This is a genomic window from Lactiplantibacillus nangangensis, from assembly GCF_005405065.1.
Lineage (GTDB): Bacteria > Bacillota > Bacilli > Lactobacillales > Lactobacillaceae > Lactiplantibacillus > Lactiplantibacillus nangangensis.
The window spans coordinates 22,513-39,189 of the sequence record NZ_BJDI01000019.1 but is presented as its reverse complement, the minus strand read 5'-3'; the positions used below and the strand labels follow the sequence as shown (position 1 = coordinate 39,189).

Genomic DNA, 16,677 nt, shown 5'->3' with positions numbered 1-16,677 from the left:
TTTTTGATTATCTGACGATTAAATTATCGACGATTTTGGCCTGAGCGTTCATCGTGTCGTACTCTTACTGGTTGTGCTGCTGGGACGCGATTGCCGGCGACAACACCTGCAACTGCGGCGAGCCCAGCGGCCGCTAATAAACCTGCTAATAACATGTGCAGGACCTCCTTACCGTCTAAACCATTTCCGCTTGTTACCTACAGCTTAGGCGATATTTGCGCCAGTTGCAATTAATAAGTCAGGGCTTAACGTGATTTTGAGAAACTTGAAATTTTCTTAATTAATTGACGATTATTGTTGATCCGTGCAAAGGCCGTCGCATCATTAAGCAATTCCGTAGTTCTGGCTGGTTCAATGCTTAATTGTGCTTGTAGGAACTTAACCTTAGCCACGTAGAAAGTGACATGGAAACGCGCACAAATCTTGATTGCGTAGGCGAGTAGCTTTTCACTTTGGGCGGTTTCACCGATGCTAGCGTAAAAGTTCCCCGTATAGTAGGCCAAGTTAATGACACGCCAAACACTTGCTGTGGTCTCGAGTGATAAATTGGGCAGTGCATGGCGAACTTTTTCAAAGTAATACTGAGCCTTATCTGCTTCATGGTTATTTTGATAAGCAATCCCAGTGCCACAATAGGCCAGTTGGGTGTAAATTGTCGCGTGCGGCTCATCTAAATCAGTAATAATTTGATCAAAGTTAAAAAGCACGTCGCTAATTGGATGTTGATTTAAAGCAGCGACGTAACCCTTGAGAAAACAGTATTGTAGCTTGGTTTCTAAATCGTGCCGTGGTTCATCCGCAATTTTGTCTAACCGCTTTTCGGCATCCGCATATTCACTAGTGATGAGGTCGAACTCGATCTTTTCCATTTCGGTTAAAACGGCGGCGTCGGCCACGCGTTCGGTTGGAAAGACGTCTTCTAGTTGTAAATGTAGTCGTTGACAGAGTTGCGCCACAATCCGAATCGCAGGCGCTTTACCGTTGTTTTCAAATTTACTTAACGTTGCTTGAGTACAAATTCCCGCTGACAATGCTTTTTGTGACAAGCCTAGAGCCTTCCGGCGGGCGATGAATAGTTCAATGTTCAAGTGAATGACCCCCCTTAAAGGTTATCGAATTAACTTTAGCAGACTTGGTGCTGCACGACAAGTTAAATTAAACGGACTAATGCTTATTTGACGGCATTGAAATCGCATTCAAAAACTGTTTGTCAGGCGAACGACCTGCTGACGACTAAAGTCAGTAATGATTTAATTATATAACAGGACATTACTAAAATGTGTTTATTTTATTCGGCTAGTTAATTAGTTGACCAACGCTTAGCGCTACCAAAAAACGCCTGGAATCATTTCCAGACGTCTTTTTACAAATTAACTATTTAGCCATGTAGGCTTCTTTAAAGTTGTAGTTGATACTGGCAGTGTTGTAAACCAAGCCTTTCAACTTAGGATTGACCATTTGTGCGACCACGTTTTGTGAGAGTGGTGCGACACCTTGGTCCGTACCGATTTCTTTTTCGGCTTTGACTAAGGCTGCCCAACGTGCTTTGGTGCTAGTCGTACTGTTAGCCGTCTTGATGGCTTCATCGAAGGACTTGTTAGTCCATTTTCCGAAGTTGTAGTCGTTCGTCGAGGTCATGATCCCTAAATCAGAGATTGGATCGGCGAAGTCGGCTTGCCAGGCGGAGATGACCAATTCAAAGTTACCAGCGACTTCACGCGCAATCCGTGTCTTGTAAGGAACGGTGACACTCTTGACGGTTAAGCCAGGCAGTTCCTTTTCTAATTGACCTTGAAGATATTCGGAAAGAGCCTTCATCTGGTCAGTATCATCATGCGTCAAAGTTAAAGTCAGCTTCTTCTTGCCAACTTCAGCCAAACCGGCTTTCCAGAGCTTCTTGGCTTTGGTAGTGTCATAGCTGACAGAATCGGTTACCTCATTTTCGCTAGCAAAGTCTTTGCCGGTGGTTGGGTCTTTGGCTAGTCCCGCCGTGACGAATCCTTTAGGCGTCACGGATCCATCACCTAAGACGTTATTGACTAATTGTTTCCGGTTCAAGGTTAGAGACATTGCTTGGCGAAGCTTCGTGTTGCTGAGCGCTTTAACTTTCTTTTGGTTGAATTCCAAATAGTTCAAGCGTGACGATTTGCGGATGACGAGCTTGCTGTTGTTCTTTTCATTCTTAACTTGTTGGCCGGAGAGGGTGGCCATGTCGAGCTTGCCACTCTGGAAGAGGTTGAAGGCGGTCGTCGTAGATTTAACGACTTGATCCTTGATCTTCGTCAAATGAACGTTCTGCTTGTCCCAGTAGTTGTTGTTTTTAACCAAGGTCCAGGTAGAGTTCGTTCCTTGCCAGCCCGTCATCTTAAACGGCCCATTATAGACCATCTTACTTGAGCTCGTACCGTATTGCTTACCATACTTTTCAACCGCGTGTTGATTTTGCGGGAAGAAGACCACGAACCCCATCAAAAGTTTGAAGTATTGGATGGGTTTTTCCAGCGTCACGGTCAACTTGTAATCGCCATCGGCTTTGATCCCCAAGGTTGAGGCTTTAGCCTTACCGTTCGTGATTTTGTCCGCGTTTTTGATACCGGAATAGAGGTAGGCGTATTGTGAAGCCGTCTTAGGATCAACGGTCCGCCGCCAGCCATAGACAAAGTCTTTTGCGGTCACTTTATCGCCGTTACTCCACTTGGCGTTCTTGCGTAACGTGAAGGTGTAGGTTAGCTTATCCTTAGAAACTTTAGTGCCGGTCGCAATGCCGGGAGTGGCTTGGCTATTTTTGCCTAAGCGATAAAGGCCTTCTTGCGAGTTGTTGATCATCGTCCCACTAATGACATCAACAGCCAACGATGGGTCCAAGGTTGAGAGGTCTTGGCCATTTTCAGACCAATTTAAGACTTGTATTTTTGCTAACTTCCCGCTAGTGGTGCTAGAACTAGTCGTTGATTTTGATTGGCTCCCGCAACCGGTGAGCAAAAAGCCAGCCGCGGCGGTAACCACTACGGCAGTAGAAACTGTTTTCCATTTCATCATATGTATGCCCCTTTTTATGTGTGCTGTCGTTGTGAGTGACTTAATGGCGATAGCAGTTGTTTATGATATGACAATGAGAATACATTAAAAATAGATTAAAATCAACATTTCTTTTTCACATTTTGATCAAAAAGCGCTCGGAAAGGCTGGTTTCCGGGCGTTGATTGAATATAAAAAATTTTATTTAGCCATGTAAGCACTCTTGAAGTTGTAATCCAAGCCCGCAGTATTGTAGACGAGCCCTTTCAATTTAGGATTGAGCATTTGAGCGATGACGTTTTGTGATAATGGTGCGACGCCTTCGTCTGTCCCAATGATCCGTTCAGCCTTAGACATTTCTTCCCAACGTTCCGGCGTGCTGGTCGTCGCATTCGCAGCTTTTACAGCCGCGTCATAGTTGGCGTTGGCCCAGTGACCGAAGTTGTAGCTGTTGTTGGTAGTCATGATGCCAAGGTCTGAGATTGGGTCAGAGAAGTCCGCTTGCCATGCCGAGATGACTAACTGGAAGTTGCCAGCAGTCTCACGTGCTAAACGGGTCTTGTAAGGCAATGTAATGCTGGTGATCTTCAAGCCTGGCAAATCTTTTTCCAATTGGCCTTGAACGTATTCGGAGAGGGCCTTCATTTGGTCGGTATCGTCATGCGTTAAGGCTAAGGTCAGCGTCTTCTTACCAGTTTCCTTTAAACCTTCCTCCCAAAGCTTTTTGGCTTTAGTTGGATTGTAATCGGTTGAGCCGGCAATCGCGTTTTCGGATGCAAAGTCTTTGCCAGTTGAAGGGTCTTTGGCTAAGCCGTTGGTGACGAAGCCTTTTGGAACCACGGAGCCATCACCCAAAACATCGGTGACTAATTGCTTGCGGTCCAAAGTTAAGGACATGGCTTGCCGTAACTTGGTGTTAGCTAGCGCTGGCACTTTCTTTTCGTTGAATTCCAAATAATTCAGGCGCGATGTCTTGCGGATCAAGAGTTTACTGTTATTCTTTTCACCTTTGACTTGTTGCCCAGACAAGGTCGCCATATCCAACTTACCGCTCTGGAACAAGTTAAACGCGGTCGTGGTTGATTTAACCACTTGGTCGTTGATCTTGTCTAAGTACACATGCTTCTTATCCCAATAACTGTTGTTGCGAACTAGGGTCCAAGTTGAGTTAGTCCCTTTCCAGCCCGTCATCTTAAATGGCCCATCGTAGACCATCTTAGCTGAACTGGTCCCATAATCTTTGCCGTATTCTTGAACCACTTTTTGATCTTTCGGGAAGAAGACGTCAAAGCCCATTAATAACTTGAAGTATTCCAATGGCTTTTCGAGCGTGACCGTTAACTTATACTTGCCGTCCGCTTTGATGCCTAAAGTGTCGACATTCGCTTTACCAGCGGTAATTTTATCGGCGTTTTTAATGCCAGAGTAGAGGTAGGCGTATTGTGACGCGGTCTTAGGATTGACTGTCCGCCGCCAGGCATAAACGAAATTGTCCGCCGTAACCGGATCGCCATTGCTCCATTTAGCGTCTTTACGCAGTGTAAACGTATAAACTAATTTATTTTTTGAGACAGTAGTCGCCGTTGCGATCCCCGGGGTGACCTTGCTATCATTCCCTAAACGATACAAACCTTCTTCAGAGTTACTGATCATCGTACTACTAATGACGTCGGTGGCGAGTGACGAATCCAAAGTTGTAATATCTTGGCCATTTTCAGACCAATTCAAAACTTGTGATTTAGCCATATTTCCCGTTAAATTGCCACCATTTTCACCACTACTAGAACTTGCTTGTTTGCTACCACAACCAGCCAGTAATAGCCCCACCGAAGCGGTGACTGTTGCTGCCGTTTCAATCATTTTCCAGGTCATAATGATTCCCCCTTGAATCCTAGTTAGGATACAAGGATGAGAATACATTAGAGAATGATTAAAATCAATTTCAAAATTAATAATTTTTTTGTCGGTTAAAATCGAAAGCCCCAACACCTTGTCACACTAAGCATGAGTAGGGGTTGGGGCTTGATTAGCAATCCTGATTAACGATGCCAGCGCATCTGATATTCAGGTTGGTGTGTCGCCTTATCGATTGTTTGGCGGTGGACTTGAAAATCACTGTGATGATAAAAAGCGACGGCGACGCGATTAGCAACGTAGACGTCTAATTGTAATTTAGGCTGTTGCGTCTTAGCTGTGGCTAATAATGCCGTTCCAACACCGTTTTTTTGGGCGGTGGCGGCGACAAAGATGCCAGCAATATAGTTGCCTTGGAGGCCGATAAACCCGATGATTTGGTTGGCCTCAGTGGCAATCGTCAAACGAGCTGTCGGTAGGGCCGCACGAACGGCTGGTAGTTGTTTGCGCCAATAGTCTGCTTTGACAAAGGCATGGGCGGTCAAATTGCCAGCTAGCCAAATGGTCATCAATTGGTCAAGCTGGGTTTCAGTCGGCTGTTTTAGCGTTTCGATTTGCATACGATTTCCTTATTGATGGATTAACAGTCGAACGCGATAGACTGCTGGAATTTTATTTAGCGCGTCAATGAGTTGTTGGCTACTTTCGTGGTCCAAGTCGTCCACGTCGATAATCGTGTACGCGGTCTGTTGTTTCGCGGCGTTTGCCATGGTGGCAATGTTCAAACCCGCATCCGCTAATTTTGACGTGATTTGGCTGACCATATTAGGCACGTTTTGGTGAATAACGGTGAAACGGTAAGCGGCGTTAAAGGGAACGTTCAAAGCGGGTAAATTGATGGCGTATTGCACGTTACCAGTCTCCAAATAAGTCATGATTGTCCGTGCTGCTTGGGTCGCACCGTTCACTTCGGCTTCGATCGTTGAGCCACCAATATGTGGGGTTACTGTGACGGCTGCTTGGTTGGCTAGCCGCGGTTCACCAAAGTCGGTATAGTAATGGGCCACGCGCCCAGTCGCGAGTGCGTCCAAGACAGCGCCGTTATCGACGATGCCGCCGCGCGAGTAATTAAATAATTGGACGCCAGTTGGCATTGCCGCGAGGTCTGTGGCACTGATCAGGTTTAGCGTATCGTCATTTTTAGGGACGTGGACGGTGACATAATCGGCATTTTTAACAGCTATTTCCATAGTTGCGGCGCGTTGAACTTGTTTAGAAATATTCCAGGCGGCATCTGCTGACAAGTAAGGATCGTAGCCGATAACGTGCATGCCCAGACTGAGTGCAGCATTGGCCACGAGTGAACCTACGTGGCCTAAACCGACGACGGCCAAAGTTTTGCCGAGCAGTTCGGACCCATTAAACTTAGTCTTATCGTGTTCTGTCCGTTGTGAAACGTCGGCTTCGGTATGTTCAGCGGAGTAGTCAGCAGCCGCCATTAAATTGCGGGACGCGATGACGAGTAAGGCGATCACGAGTTCTTTGACGGCGTTGGCATTACTCCCAGGCGTATTGAAAACAGCCGTCCCGTTCGCGGTGGCGACGTCTAGGGGAATATTATTGACGCCGGCACCGGCACGGGCAATCACTTTGAGGGACTTTGGAAAAGTCTGATGATGTAAGTCGACCGACCGAATCAAGTAAGCGTCTGGTTGGTCCGATTGATTTAAAGCATAGTTGTTAGTGAAAGTTGCAAGCCCAGCTTGGGCAATTGCGTTATAAGTTTTAATTTGATACATTTTCGAATTCTCCTTTAGCATGGTCAGCTTCGAAAGCAGCGAGATAATCGACGAGGGCCTGAACACCAGCGAGTGGCATGGCGTTATATAGGCTTGCCCGCATACCGCCGACTAAACGGTGACCTTTTAAGTTCAATAGTCCGTGTTTGGTTGCACCGGCAATCACTTGTGCGTCTAGGTCAGGGTTACCAGTGACAAACGGGACGTTCATCAGTGACCGGTCGGCTGGCTTGACTTGGCAATTGAATAAGGTCGATTGGTCCAAAAAGTCATAGAGTAAGTTTGCTTTCACGCGGTTACGCTGTTCGATGACGTTGAGCCCACCTTGCGCTTTGAGCCATTTCAGGACCAGTCCGGCCGCGTAAATCGCGAAGACGGGTGGCGTATTGAACATTGACCGTTTGTCGGCAAATAGTTGATAATCGAGCATGCTTGGTAACTGCTTAGCGTGTCCGATCAAGTCGTCGCGGACAATGACGATCGTTAATCCGGCCGGACCTAAGTTCTTTTGCGCACCCGCAAAGATCATGCCAAAATCATTGACGTTGTAGACTTGGCCTAAAAAGTTGGAGGACATGTCAGCGACTAGCGGAACTTGACCAGTTTCAGGTAAGGCCGTATACGCAGTTCCTTCAATCGTGTTATTCGTTGTGATGTGGACGTAATCCAGCGTTTGATCGACCGGTTTGTTCAAGCGTGGGAGCGTCGTAAAATGTGTCGGTGCCGCGGTGCCCAGAATATCAACTTGAGTGTTGACGCGTCGGGCTTCTTCGGCGGCCCGGCTAGCCCAGTGACCACTATCTAGTAAGCCAATGTGATGGTGCTTGGTGGCGAGATTCAAAGGTGCGGCAGTGAATTGTAAGGTGCCGCCGCCTTGGAAAAAGAGCACGCGATAGTTGTCGGGAATCTGCATCAGGTCACGCAGGTCAGCTTCGGCCTCGTTAATCACCTGGTCAAATAGCTGAGAGCGATGGGAGATCTCCATGATACTCATTTCGGAGCCTTGAAATGACGGTAATTCAGCCTGAATTTGGGCAATAACTGGTTTTGGCATGACTGCTGGGCCAGCGGAAAAGTTATACGTTGACATAAAAAAATCCTCACTTTCAAAATTTAGACGATGATGATTAACCACAAAAAAAGTCCCAATGGTCATCATTGACCACGAGGACTGTTGATTTCAGTAATGGTGCGGCCCTCGTCATCGAATGTTAGGTAACATCCGTGTCGGGCCGTTTTAAGTCAAACGAAATTAGGCCGACACAGCTGTTTGTGTTGACCAGGAGGAGACGATTAAGTTAGCATTACGATTGATAAACATACTGACCACTCCCAAAATTTCATTGCCTTAAATTTACCAAGTTGGTAAACTTTTGTCAAGACGAAAAATTAGAATAATTACGATAAGGATTAGAAATAGACAATCGTTTTTAACGAAATATTAATTTTAAAGTGAGGTCGTAACGAAATGACAATTTTTTATATTGTGCGTCATGGGCAAACCACCGCTAATGCGCAAGATTTGAAGCAAGGGACTATTAATACCGCCATCACACATTTGAACGCGGTTGGTGAGCAACAAGCCCAAGCACTACAAGCGGCATTTGATATCAGTTTTGCGGATCAATTGATTTGTAGTCCCTTAGCGCGGACCCAAGAAACTGCCGCAATTTTGAATCATGGTCGCGGGTTGCCGATTAAAACGGATGACCGGTTATTAGAAATTTCGTATGGTCAATGGGATGGGCAACAGAACGCGAAGTTACAAGCGGCCTACCCACAATATTTTGATCAAGCGTTACAAGATGTGTTGCCAAGTTACGTTGAGGTGGCGACTAAGGGGGAACGGTTTGAACAAGTCGTCGCCCGCGCACGGGACTTTTTAATGACGACGGCGCAACGGTTTCCAAATGAAAAAATTATTGTGGTGACCCACGGTTTTACAGTCAAGGCCATGGCGTTGGCAATCCTACAGCCAACCGACCCAATGAGCATTCCGGAACCAGAGAATACGAGCGTGACCAAAATTACCGTCGCACCGACACTGAACCGTGCTTTTTTAACGTACTATAATCGCCAAGTGGGCTATTAGGAGGGGGCAGAATCGCATGACAAAATATGAATGGCGCAAACAGGATCAGGCGTTGTATTTACCCAAGGCTGTGCCGACGCCGCTAAACGTTCCCGCATTTAACTATTACACGATCAGCGGTCATGGCGACCCGAACGAACCAGAGTTTGGCGCGCGAACTGGGGCGTTGTATCAAGCGGCGTATGGGATTCGCATGATGCCGAAAAACGGGATCACCCCAGCTGGTTATTATGAGTATACAGTTTTTCCACTAGAAGGCTTATGGACACTGGACCCGGCAGATGTGCGGCCAGATGGCAGCTTTGATAAGGCAGATTTAAGCTACAAGCTCATGTTGCGCCAGCCGGACTTTGTGACGCCAACCTTAGCCGCCGAAAATTTGGCCCGGGTCGCAGCTAAAAAGGCTAATCCGTTGTTAACAGCAGTGACCTTTGAAACGTTAACGGATGGCGATTGTTTACAGATTTTGCACGTTGGCGATTTTGATGATGAACCCGCGACCTTCCAGCGGTTAGCGACTTATGCTGCCGAACATGACTGGACTCGGCGGACGTTGGCACATAAAGAAATCTATTTGTCAGATCCACGACGAACAGTGGCCGCCAAACGCAAAACGGTCCTCCGTTGGTTAATGACAACACCAAAAGCTTAACGAATCCGCAATTTGGTCCTACAATGGACATGAAGTTGACTTGGGTCACCCTAGCCTGTTGCTCTCGGACCCAAGTTTGAGTCACCAAGTAGCAGCAACAGCAGACATCACATATCTGTAAACTGCTATGCAAAATATGGAGAAATGTAGAAAAACATGACTGATTTCTACATTCAGAAAGGTTACATATTTCCTTTCTAAATTTTGCTTACTGCCGTTATTACGCCGGTATTCCGATATTCCACTGGGGAGTAATCACATTGACCAACTATGACAGTTTAAGGACTTAGCCAGCCCCGTTAAGTTATTATTTTTTAGATTAAGGCCAGTAAATTAGCAACCGCATTTTCATCACGATCAAGTATTGCACCACAACTATAACAAACATATTCACTATGCTTAGTTTGATGTGTCGAATTTCCTTGGAGCGTGATTTTATCGTTCCCTGATTTAGTATATCCACACTTTGAACAGCGCTGAGTCGAAGGATATTGTCGATCCGCCAGTATCAGCTTTTTGCCATACCAGTCACATTTATAAGTTAATATCTGTCGAAAATAACCAAACATTGACCGTTGTAAGCCTTTAGAAGCAACGTGGCTCATCTGCATCGCTTTGACAGCCAAATTTTCAATCACGATTGTATCATAATCGTTGACTAGCTTTGTTGTAAACTTTTGCATGATGTCATGTTGGACATTAGCAACTTTGCGATAATCACGTTGTAATTTGGCTCTCATTGCAACGTAACGACCACTCTTGGTTGCTTTATTACCATTCATGACGCATTTATGAGCTAACTGCTTTTGGTAAAACTTGATCCGTTGATATAACTGACGTAATCGTTTTGGTAAGGTATTAACAATACCGGCAGTATAGGTTAGATGACCAACATTCACGTCAACAGCTGAATTGTTACCTGTTCGCGGTTTGGCATCAAGTTCAACTTCTAGAGAAAAACTAGCCCAGTATTTGCCATTTTCACGATAAATACTAACCACTTTCAGAACACCTGATAAATCCGCATGTTTGCTTAGCATAATGTTATAACAACCTTTAGTCCCACGTGGTTTATCCAACCGAAGTTTTCCAGCAATGATTTTAGCCCGGTCGGTTTTAAATCCTTGCCGCGCGGCGTTTTTTGACTTGAATGTTGGTTTACCCCAATCAGGTTGTGATTTATCGAAGAAGTTCTGCCAAGCTTTTCCTAAATCAGCCACAGCTAATTGTAAGGTACGTGCTGATAATGTATACTGCCAATCAGCTTTATTCGCGACTAATTCATTCCGAATTGAATAGGTATTAGGACGGGGATTATTTGAATCAAGTGTGTATAAATCATACATGTCGTTCCAGGTTGCTAATCCCTCATTCCAGCAATACCTCCGATAATCACAGAGGTTATCAAGCACCTTTGCCAAATGATGGTTGGGGTAAAGCCTTACCTTTTGTGTTCGAATCGTCATCATCATCACCGCCAAAATTAGTGCCATTCTTTAGTTTGTAAGTACACTTTTAATTATAATTTATATCACGGACAATGTCAGTGATTTGATCATCAAAGATGGTTGTTTTGGTGTAAATACACGACTTTATTTGGGAGAGACGTATTGTAAATTTGTACAGTGTTCGAATTGTAACGCCAATTCACTAGTCTTAATCATAACCAAGCTCACCACCTCTATATATATTCTCTGTAGGTGCATGGTATTCGCTTCTACATATTCCAACGCTTTTTCTATATTTTAGATGATGATTCCCTCCTCCTAAGTGAAGGCAATCCTGACGAAATGCGAGGACTGCCTTTTTATTTTGGATTATAATAAAATTAATCAACTAACTCACTGGAGGGTTTCAAACATGGCATTTTCTGCAGCAACCACACGTTACAATGACTTACCAATTCGCCGGGTCGGTAAGACGGGCTTACAATTACCCGCGATTTCATTAGGGCTATGGCGCAATTTTGGGGATGAAGCGCCGTTTGCTAATTCACGGCAAGTCGTTTTAGACGCCTTTGATCACGGCATCTTTAGTTTTGATCTGGCTAATAATTATGGGCCATCAAAAGGTTCCGCCGAAGAAACGTTTGCTAAAATTTTGGCGCGCGATTTGAAGCTGTATCGCGAAGAACTCGTGATTACGACTAAAGCCGGCTATCCCGCTTGGCCAGGACCATACGGCGCTTTTGGTTCACGCAAGACGCTGGTGGGCTCACTGGATCGGAGCTTACGGCGGATGAACCTAGACTACGTCGATATCTTTTACTCGCACCGGCCAGATCCAAATATCGACTTGCAAGAAACCGCACAAGCGTTGGATTTGTTAGTACGGCAAGGCAAAGCGTTATATGTCGGTATTTCTAACTATACGCAAGCGCAGACGGCGGAAATGGTGGGCTATTTTAACGATATGCATACGCCGTTTACGGTCAACCAAGTCTCGTATAATATGTTGAATCGCCAAGCGGAAACTACCGGCTTACTGGACTACTTAGGCCAAAATAACGCGGGGTTAGTCGCTTATGGTCCCTTGGCAGAGGGACTCTTAACCCAACGTTACTTGGATGGGATTCCGGCTGATTTTCCAATTCATCGGACGAATAAGTATTTATTGGCTAAGGGCGCCGATGTGGTGGTCGAACAATTGAATGCTTTGAACAAAATCGCCATTGAACGTGGTCAAACCTTGGCACAGATGGCATTGGCTTGGTTGTTACGTTCAGAGACTGTGACGAGTGTCATTATTGGGACGACCAGTGTGGACCATCTGCACGCGAACTTAGCGGCAACACAACAGTTGACCTTTAGTGATGATGAAGTCAAGCAAATCAAACAGATTTTAGGGTAATTCAAAGACGCTGGCTGCACACCGGCGTCTTTTTCGCTGGGGATTTTTGAGAAAATTCTTAGCAGTTTTCACCGCGCTAACTGACACGGGGACAAGTAATCAAAATGTAATTTAAAATATCGAACACACGTTCTAAATATGTGCTATGATTAAGCTATTATTTTCGATGAGGTGATCTGAATGGAACAGCTGAAGACGTTAGAAGCGTCATTATTGCAAGCTTATGAATTGAATTGCGTGGTGCGGTTGACCTTGATGGATGGACGGCGACCAAGCGGGCTGATTGCGGCAGTGGATACGGATCATATTTTTTTGAATCAGCAAGCTGGCGTGGTCAATCAACTGAAAATCAGCGATGTGACTGAGATTGCCTTTTTGAAAGAACCTTGGTGGCAGCGGTAAAAACGCTTGGAAAAAAAGTGGATTTTATGAATCAAAATCGTATATCTGTGTCTCTGAGTAGTTGTTTTTGACATTGCTACACTACTAGCTTATGCTCACAGTATCGAGTATGTAGAGGATTAGTTCCTCTGTAGATTAAGTTCTAATGGCATTATGCCTAACATACGTTGTAAACGGATTGTTTTTTTCGAGCGTTGAGCTTAATTCAATTGAGCTCACATGATTAGGTTCATGTCGTCGCTTGACCCAGTAGCAGAGAGGTTGCCAATGGTGACCTCTTTTTTTGTCCAATTGAAAAATGAGTTTAGTTCAAAAAACTAAACTCATTTTTAGCAGAAATTGACTAATTACAGCTGATATTTTTCAATGATTTCCTGTTTGCGAAAAGCCGTAATGCGGCGGACTAGGTCTAACGGCAGTGGGGCGTCAAGTGGGAACTGAATGGCGCCCTTACTGGTTTTATAGGTGGTGAGTTCGGTTGCAAAAGCAGTCACACCACTTGGCGTTGGATATAAGCCAATATGGTGTTTGTACAACGCAAAGTGGATCACGTTTTCGTGCCAATAAAAGGTTGGCATTTGGTACTTTAGCTGTTCTTCAGCATCTGGTAGGACGGTTAAAATCGTCGTTCGCAGGGCTTTTAAGGCTGGCTGGTAGTCAGTTGGTGCGGCGTTAATATAGGCTTCGATTGGGTTCATGGTCTTATTCCTCGACTCTCAATTGTTTAACTAATTCAGCGTCTGGCCGGACGGTAATCGTTGCGGCTTTCCCTGAAAAGGTGACTAAACCAGACTTCGCACCTTTAGGCTTGCGCAATTGGCTAACTTTGAGCACATCGACCGGAACCCGCGGATATTTGCGACCTTTGCTATAGTAGGCAGTTAACACCGCCGCTTCTTCCAGGGTCTGTTGGCTCGGATGGTTACTGTGAATGACAACGTGGGACCCCGCGAGTTCGCTAACGTGCATCCAGTAATAATCTTTGCGCGCTGTCAAAGTTAAGTGATCATTTTGGTCACTATTTTTACCGACTTCAACCAACACGTGATCAGTAGTGTAAAAACGCCGCGGATGGGCGGGCTCAGGGGCCTTCGAAGAATGCAAAACTTTGGTCTTGAGCGCCCCCTCGGTAATTAGCTGTTGTTTGATTTCGGCGATTTGAACGGCGTTTTCAGGGTCAAAGCTGGCCTGCCGTGCTAATTGTTGCTTTAAGTCAGCTTGGGCTTGGTCACGATTACTGATGACCGTTTGTAAGCCACGTTTGTCCTTACGATATTGGTGGAAATAAGCTTCGGCATTCGCCATAATTGATTTCGTAATATCGAGTTGAATGGTTAGCTTATGATCTGGTTGGCGATAGTCAGGGAGTTCGACAAAATGATGACGACCGTCGATCTGACTCGCGTACGTTTTTAAGAGGGTCCCTTTAACTTGGAGTTCGGTGGCATCATCGACGCGATCGATAGCTCGGGTTAAAGCTTCAATTTGTTTATTAGTGCGAAAAATTTGCCGCGTCATCGCTTGTTGAACTAAGGTGACATCGGTTGTTTCGGCTTGAGTTGACATATTTGGCCGTCCTTTTTTAAAATTAATCTTATTTTTAGTATACCGCAGTCAAAATAATTGAGCAGATTTCATGAAAATTCGGTATCCTAGTAGAGGGAGCGTGATAAACGATGCAAAAAACGTTAATTATTAATGCCGGTAGTTCATCTTTGAAATGGCAGTTATTTGAAATGCCAGCCGAAACAGTCTTAGCCAGTGGACTGGTCGAACGAATCAGTATGCCAGGCTCAATCTTTACAATCAAGTATGGTGACCATCAAAAATTTGAAACAACTGTTGATAATTTGGATCAAGGTCAAGCAGCGCAAATGATGTTGACTGAATTACAACGCTTAGAAATTATTCAATCACTCAGTGAGATTACTGCGGTTGCCCACCGGGTCGTCGCTGGTGGTGAAACCTTCAAACAGGCGGTCGAAGTGACCCCAACCGTATTGGCCCAAATTAAAGGGTTGAGTAACTTTGCACCGTTACACAATCCAATGGAAGCCAAGGGGATTGAAACCATGGCGCAGACGTTGCCAGACGTAAAACAATACGCCGTTTTTGATAGTCAATTCTTTACCGACTTACCAGAAATGAATGCGATCTATAGTTTGCCATACGAGTTGACTCAGAAGTACCATATTCGCCGCTATGGAGAACATGGGATTTCCCATGGGTATTTGACTGGTCGGGCGGCAGAATTGCTGAATAAGCCTAAGAATGACGTTGATTTAGTCACGTTACACTTAGGTAGCGGGGCTTCATTGGCCGCCGTTAAAAATGGGAAAGCCTTTGATACGTCAATGGGCTTCACACCATTAACTGGGGTCACGATGGGGACGCGGTCTGGCGATCTAGATCCGTCAATCTTACCATTCTTGATGAAGGAACTTAAGATTACTGATCCTAATGAAATTATGATGATGTTGAATAATGAAGCTGGACTGTTAGGCGTTTCTGGCATTTCACCAGACATGCGTGAAATCAAAGCCCAGGAACACACGAATCCACGTGCTAAATTAGCCATTGATATCTTCGTTAACCGGATTGCGAAGTATGCCGGCAGTTATTTGACCGAATTACACGGTGCGGATGCGGTGATTTTTGCTGGTGGGATCGGTGAACATAATGCCGAATTGCGTCAACAAATTATCAATGAACTTCAAATTTTCGGAATTAAGTTAGATGCTGACTTGAATGCTGCTGGTAACGAAGGGGTTATCAGTAGTGCTGATTCCGCTATCAAAGTCTTGTTAGTGCCAACAAATGAAGAGTTAGCCATGGTTCGCCAAGTGGCGGCAATTCAAGAGTGATTAAGCTTTTTTAAAGTCCAGTCAAGTTGCTAGTGTCGGACTGATTGACATGCTAAACTGGTTGAACAAGAACAGTTAATGTTCAACCAGCGGTCGCGACGACCGTAAGGAGGGAAGCGCCGAACATGGCGCGGATAGATGCTCGGTTTATTGATTGCTTTGGTGATTGGATTCTGGTTGCTAAAAGTTGTCTTTAAAGTTGGCTTTTGGCTACTAGGGTTAGTAGCGATGGTCCTGATTGGCCTATTCTTGATACGAGTGGTGTTATGGCTCGGATTAGCGATAGCGGCAATCGGCGGCTTGGCACTTTTAGCGATACCATTTCATAGCTAAATTAAAAATAAAGGATTGAGCTGAATTTTGCTCAATCCTTTTTCGTTACAGTAAAGTGCCTAACCAAACCGTGGTTAAACCGCCCAGCAAACTTAAACCCAAATACCAACTCGCTAGCTTCAAACGGCCATTTTGTGCTAACAGGACGATTTCATTGATCATGGTTGAGAATGTCGTTAACCCACCCATGATGCCAGTCCCTAGAAATAATTGCCACCAAGCTGGTAGTGAACTGGTCATCAGCCAACCAAGGAGTAACGCGCCAAGTAAGTTGATGCTAAGTGTCGCCCATGGTAAGGCGTAGCGTTGATTAATTGGTTTCGCGACTTGCATGATGGTGTAGCGGCATAAAGCACCTAAGGCCGATCCTAAACTAACCGTAATAATCATTATTAGCATTAGTTGTTGTCCTCTGGGTGCCAGTGGATACTGAGAGCATTGCCCGCTAAACCGGCGAGTAAGCCTAATCCCAAGCTAGTGCCAACGTAGGCCAACACCAAAACGCTATGGCCTTGTTGCATCAGCTGTAGCGTTTCAAAAGTAAATGTGGAGAAGGTAGTAAAACTCCCAATCAGGCCAACACTCATGCCAGTGACGATTGGTTCAGAGATAGGTAAGCGCCCCGGGAGTAGGGTCGTGACGAAGCTGAGTAAGAAAGCACCGGTAATATTGATAATTACGGTTATCCAGAAATGTTGTGGCCAACTGACTAGCAAATTGAGCCATTCACGTAAGCCACCGCCGATCATTGCAAAAATAATAATTGCTAAAACTTTTTTCAATCCAGTCATCCTTTCAATCAATTCCTTTAGT

18 protein-coding genes are annotated in these 16,677 nt (G+C 45.2%); 6 read left to right on the top strand and 12 right to left on the bottom strand.

Annotated elements, in window-relative coordinates:
• Nucleotides 1–23: 23 nt before the first annotated feature.
• From FFM70_RS14070 to serC, 7 genes are all read right to left on the bottom strand, one after another.
• A complete protein-coding gene (locus tag FFM70_RS14070; protein ID WP_263390610.1) occupies nucleotides 24–155 on the bottom strand; it encodes a hypothetical protein in 132 nt (43 codons plus the stop codon).
• 90 nt (nucleotides 156–245) lie between these two features.
• The gene (locus FFM70_RS12905; RefSeq protein ID WP_137617253.1) at nucleotides 246–1,088 is read right to left on the bottom strand and encodes a helix-turn-helix domain-containing protein; all 843 of its coding nucleotides are present in this window, start codon (nucleotides 1,086–1,088) and stop codon (nucleotides 246–248) included.
• Between the two features lie 286 nt (nucleotides 1,089–1,374).
• A complete protein-coding gene (locus tag FFM70_RS12900; protein ID WP_137617262.1) occupies nucleotides 1,375–3,036 on the bottom strand; it encodes a peptide ABC transporter substrate-binding protein in 1,662 nt (553 codons plus the stop codon).
• A 183-nt stretch (nucleotides 3,037–3,219) separates the two neighbouring features.
• The gene (locus FFM70_RS12895) at nucleotides 3,220–4,890 is read right to left on the bottom strand and encodes a peptide ABC transporter substrate-binding protein (protein ID WP_137617252.1); all 1,671 of its coding nucleotides are present in this window, start codon (nucleotides 4,888–4,890) and stop codon (nucleotides 3,220–3,222) included.
• A 167-nt stretch (nucleotides 4,891–5,057) separates the two neighbouring features.
• Nucleotides 5,058–5,492 (bottom strand): GNAT family N-acetyltransferase, encoded by a 435-nt coding sequence (locus FFM70_RS12890; RefSeq protein ID WP_137617251.1) that lies wholly within the window; start codon nucleotides 5,490–5,492, stop codon nucleotides 5,058–5,060.
• 9 nt (nucleotides 5,493–5,501) lie between these two features.
• Nucleotides 5,502–6,671 carry a phosphoglycerate dehydrogenase gene (locus FFM70_RS12885; RefSeq protein ID WP_137617250.1) on the bottom strand — a complete coding sequence of 390 codons (1,170 nt, stop codon included), beginning with the start codon at nucleotides 6,669–6,671 and terminating at the stop codon, nucleotides 5,502–5,504.
• On the bottom strand, nucleotides 6,658–7,761 hold the full coding sequence (gene serC / locus FFM70_RS12880; RefSeq protein ID WP_137617249.1) for a 3-phosphoserine/phosphohydroxythreonine transaminase: 1,104 nt from the start codon (nucleotides 7,759–7,761) through the stop codon (nucleotides 6,658–6,660). Before serC ends, FFM70_RS12885 begins: the two co-directional genes overlap by 14 nt.
• A 378-nt stretch (nucleotides 7,762–8,139) precedes the next feature.
• Between serC and FFM70_RS12875 the strand changes: the two genes are divergently transcribed.
• Together FFM70_RS12875 and FFM70_RS12870 are read left to right on the top strand one after the other, a co-directional pair.
• A complete protein-coding gene (locus tag FFM70_RS12875; RefSeq protein ID WP_137617248.1) occupies nucleotides 8,140–8,763 on the top strand; it encodes a histidine phosphatase family protein in 624 nt (207 codons plus the stop codon).
• Between the two features lie 16 nt (nucleotides 8,764–8,779).
• Nucleotides 8,780–9,415, top strand: a complete 636-nt coding sequence (locus tag FFM70_RS12870; RefSeq protein WP_137617247.1) for a GyrI-like domain-containing protein — start codon at nucleotides 8,780–8,782, stop codon at nucleotides 9,413–9,415.
• A 314-nt stretch (nucleotides 9,416–9,729) separates the two neighbouring features.
• Here FFM70_RS12870 and FFM70_RS12865 read toward each other — a convergent pair whose 3' ends face one another.
• Entirely contained in the window at nucleotides 9,730–10,881 is a 1,152-nt protein-coding gene (locus FFM70_RS12865; protein WP_223877502.1) for an RNA-guided endonuclease InsQ/TnpB family protein, read from the bottom strand.
• A 394-nt stretch (nucleotides 10,882–11,275) separates the two neighbouring features.
• Here FFM70_RS12865 and FFM70_RS12860 point away from each other — a divergent pair, with 394 nt between their 5' ends.
• Both FFM70_RS12860 and FFM70_RS12855 read left to right on the top strand, forming a co-directional pair.
• Nucleotides 11,276–12,265 carry an aldo/keto reductase gene (locus FFM70_RS12860; protein WP_137617246.1) on the top strand — a complete coding sequence of 330 codons (990 nt, stop codon included), beginning with the start codon at nucleotides 11,276–11,278 and terminating at the stop codon, nucleotides 12,263–12,265.
• Nucleotides 12,266–12,445: 180 nt separating this feature from the next.
• Nucleotides 12,446–12,667, top strand: a complete 222-nt coding sequence (locus FFM70_RS12855; protein ID WP_137617245.1) for a hypothetical protein — start codon at nucleotides 12,446–12,448, stop codon at nucleotides 12,665–12,667.
• 347 nt (nucleotides 12,668–13,014) lie between these two features.
• Here FFM70_RS12855 and FFM70_RS12850 read toward each other — a convergent pair whose 3' ends face one another.
• Together FFM70_RS12850 and FFM70_RS12845 are read right to left on the bottom strand one after the other, a co-directional pair.
• Entirely contained in the window at nucleotides 13,015–13,365 is a 351-nt protein-coding gene (locus FFM70_RS12850; protein WP_137617244.1) for an iron chaperone, read from the bottom strand.
• A 4-nt stretch (nucleotides 13,366–13,369) separates the two neighbouring features.
• A complete protein-coding gene (locus FFM70_RS12845; RefSeq protein ID WP_137617243.1) occupies nucleotides 13,370–14,233 on the bottom strand; it encodes an NFACT RNA binding domain-containing protein in 864 nt (287 codons plus the stop codon).
• 110 nt (nucleotides 14,234–14,343) lie between these two features.
• Here FFM70_RS12845 and FFM70_RS12840 point away from each other — a divergent pair, with 110 nt between their 5' ends.
• Nucleotides 14,344–15,531, top strand: coding sequence for an acetate/propionate family kinase (locus FFM70_RS12840; protein WP_137617242.1), 1,188 nt, complete (start codon nucleotides 14,344–14,346; stop codon nucleotides 15,529–15,531).
• A gap of 138 nt (nucleotides 15,532–15,669) precedes the next feature.
• Entirely contained in the window at nucleotides 15,670–15,864 is a 195-nt protein-coding gene (locus tag FFM70_RS12835; RefSeq protein WP_137617241.1) for a small multidrug resistance protein, read from the top strand.
• A gap of 45 nt (nucleotides 15,865–15,909) precedes the next feature.
• On the opposite strand, the gene crcB is transcribed toward FFM70_RS12835, so the two are convergent.
• The gene (crcB, locus tag FFM70_RS12830) at nucleotides 15,910–16,263 is read right to left on the bottom strand and encodes a fluoride efflux transporter CrcB (protein WP_137617240.1); all 354 of its coding nucleotides are present in this window, start codon (nucleotides 16,261–16,263) and stop codon (nucleotides 15,910–15,912) included.
• Nucleotides 16,263–16,646, bottom strand: coding sequence for a fluoride efflux transporter FluC (locus tag FFM70_RS12825; RefSeq protein ID WP_137617239.1), 384 nt, complete (start codon nucleotides 16,644–16,646; stop codon nucleotides 16,263–16,265). The genes crcB and FFM70_RS12825 overlap by 1 nt, the downstream gene beginning before the upstream one ends.
• Between the last annotated feature and the right edge of the window lie 31 nt (nucleotides 16,647–16,677).

Excerpts from the sequence above, each read along its gene's own strand:
- FFM70_RS14070 (WP_263390610.1), bottom strand. The coding sequence starts at position 155 with ATGTTATTAGCAGGTTTATTAGCGGCCGCTGGGCTCGCCGCAGTTGCA.
- FFM70_RS12900 (WP_137617262.1), bottom strand. The coding sequence starts at position 3,036 with ATGAAATGGAAAACAGTTTCTACTGCCGTAGTGGTTACCGCCGCGGCT.
- FFM70_RS12895 (WP_137617252.1), bottom strand. The coding sequence starts at position 4,890 with ATGACCTGGAAAATGATTGAAACGGCAGCAACAGTCACCGCTTCGGTG.
- FFM70_RS12890 (WP_137617251.1), bottom strand. The coding sequence starts at position 5,492 with ATGCAAATCGAAACGCTAAAACAGCCGACTGAAACCCAGCTTGACCAA.
- FFM70_RS12885 (WP_137617250.1), bottom strand. The coding sequence starts at position 6,671 with ATGTATCAAATTAAAACTTATAACGCAATTGCCCAAGCTGGGCTTGCA.
- serC (WP_137617249.1), bottom strand. The coding sequence starts at position 7,761 with ATGTCAACGTATAACTTTTCCGCTGGCCCAGCAGTCATGCCAAAACCA.
- FFM70_RS12875 (WP_137617248.1), top strand. The coding sequence starts at position 8,140 with ATGACAATTTTTTATATTGTGCGTCATGGGCAAACCACCGCTAATGCG.
- FFM70_RS12870 (WP_137617247.1), top strand. The coding sequence starts at position 8,780 with ATGACAAAATATGAATGGCGCAAACAGGATCAGGCGTTGTATTTACCC.
- FFM70_RS12865 (WP_223877502.1), bottom strand. The coding sequence starts at position 10,881 with ATGACGATTCGAACACAAAAGGTAAGGCTTTACCCCAACCATCATTTG.
- FFM70_RS12860 (WP_137617246.1), top strand. The coding sequence starts at position 11,276 with ATGGCATTTTCTGCAGCAACCACACGTTACAATGACTTACCAATTCGC.
- FFM70_RS12855 (WP_137617245.1), top strand. The coding sequence starts at position 12,446 with ATGGAACAGCTGAAGACGTTAGAAGCGTCATTATTGCAAGCTTATGAA.
- FFM70_RS12850 (WP_137617244.1), bottom strand. The coding sequence starts at position 13,365 with ATGAACCCAATCGAAGCCTATATTAACGCCGCACCAACTGACTACCAG.
- FFM70_RS12845 (WP_137617243.1), bottom strand. The coding sequence starts at position 14,233 with ATGTCAACTCAAGCCGAAACAACCGATGTCACCTTAGTTCAACAAGCG.
- FFM70_RS12840 (WP_137617242.1), top strand. The coding sequence starts at position 14,344 with ATGCAAAAAACGTTAATTATTAATGCCGGTAGTTCATCTTTGAAATGG.
- FFM70_RS12835 (WP_137617241.1), top strand. The coding sequence starts at position 15,670 with ATGCTCGGTTTATTGATTGCTTTGGTGATTGGATTCTGGTTGCTAAAA.
- crcB (WP_137617240.1), bottom strand. The coding sequence starts at position 16,263 with ATGCTAATAATGATTATTACGGTTAGTTTAGGATCGGCCTTAGGTGCT.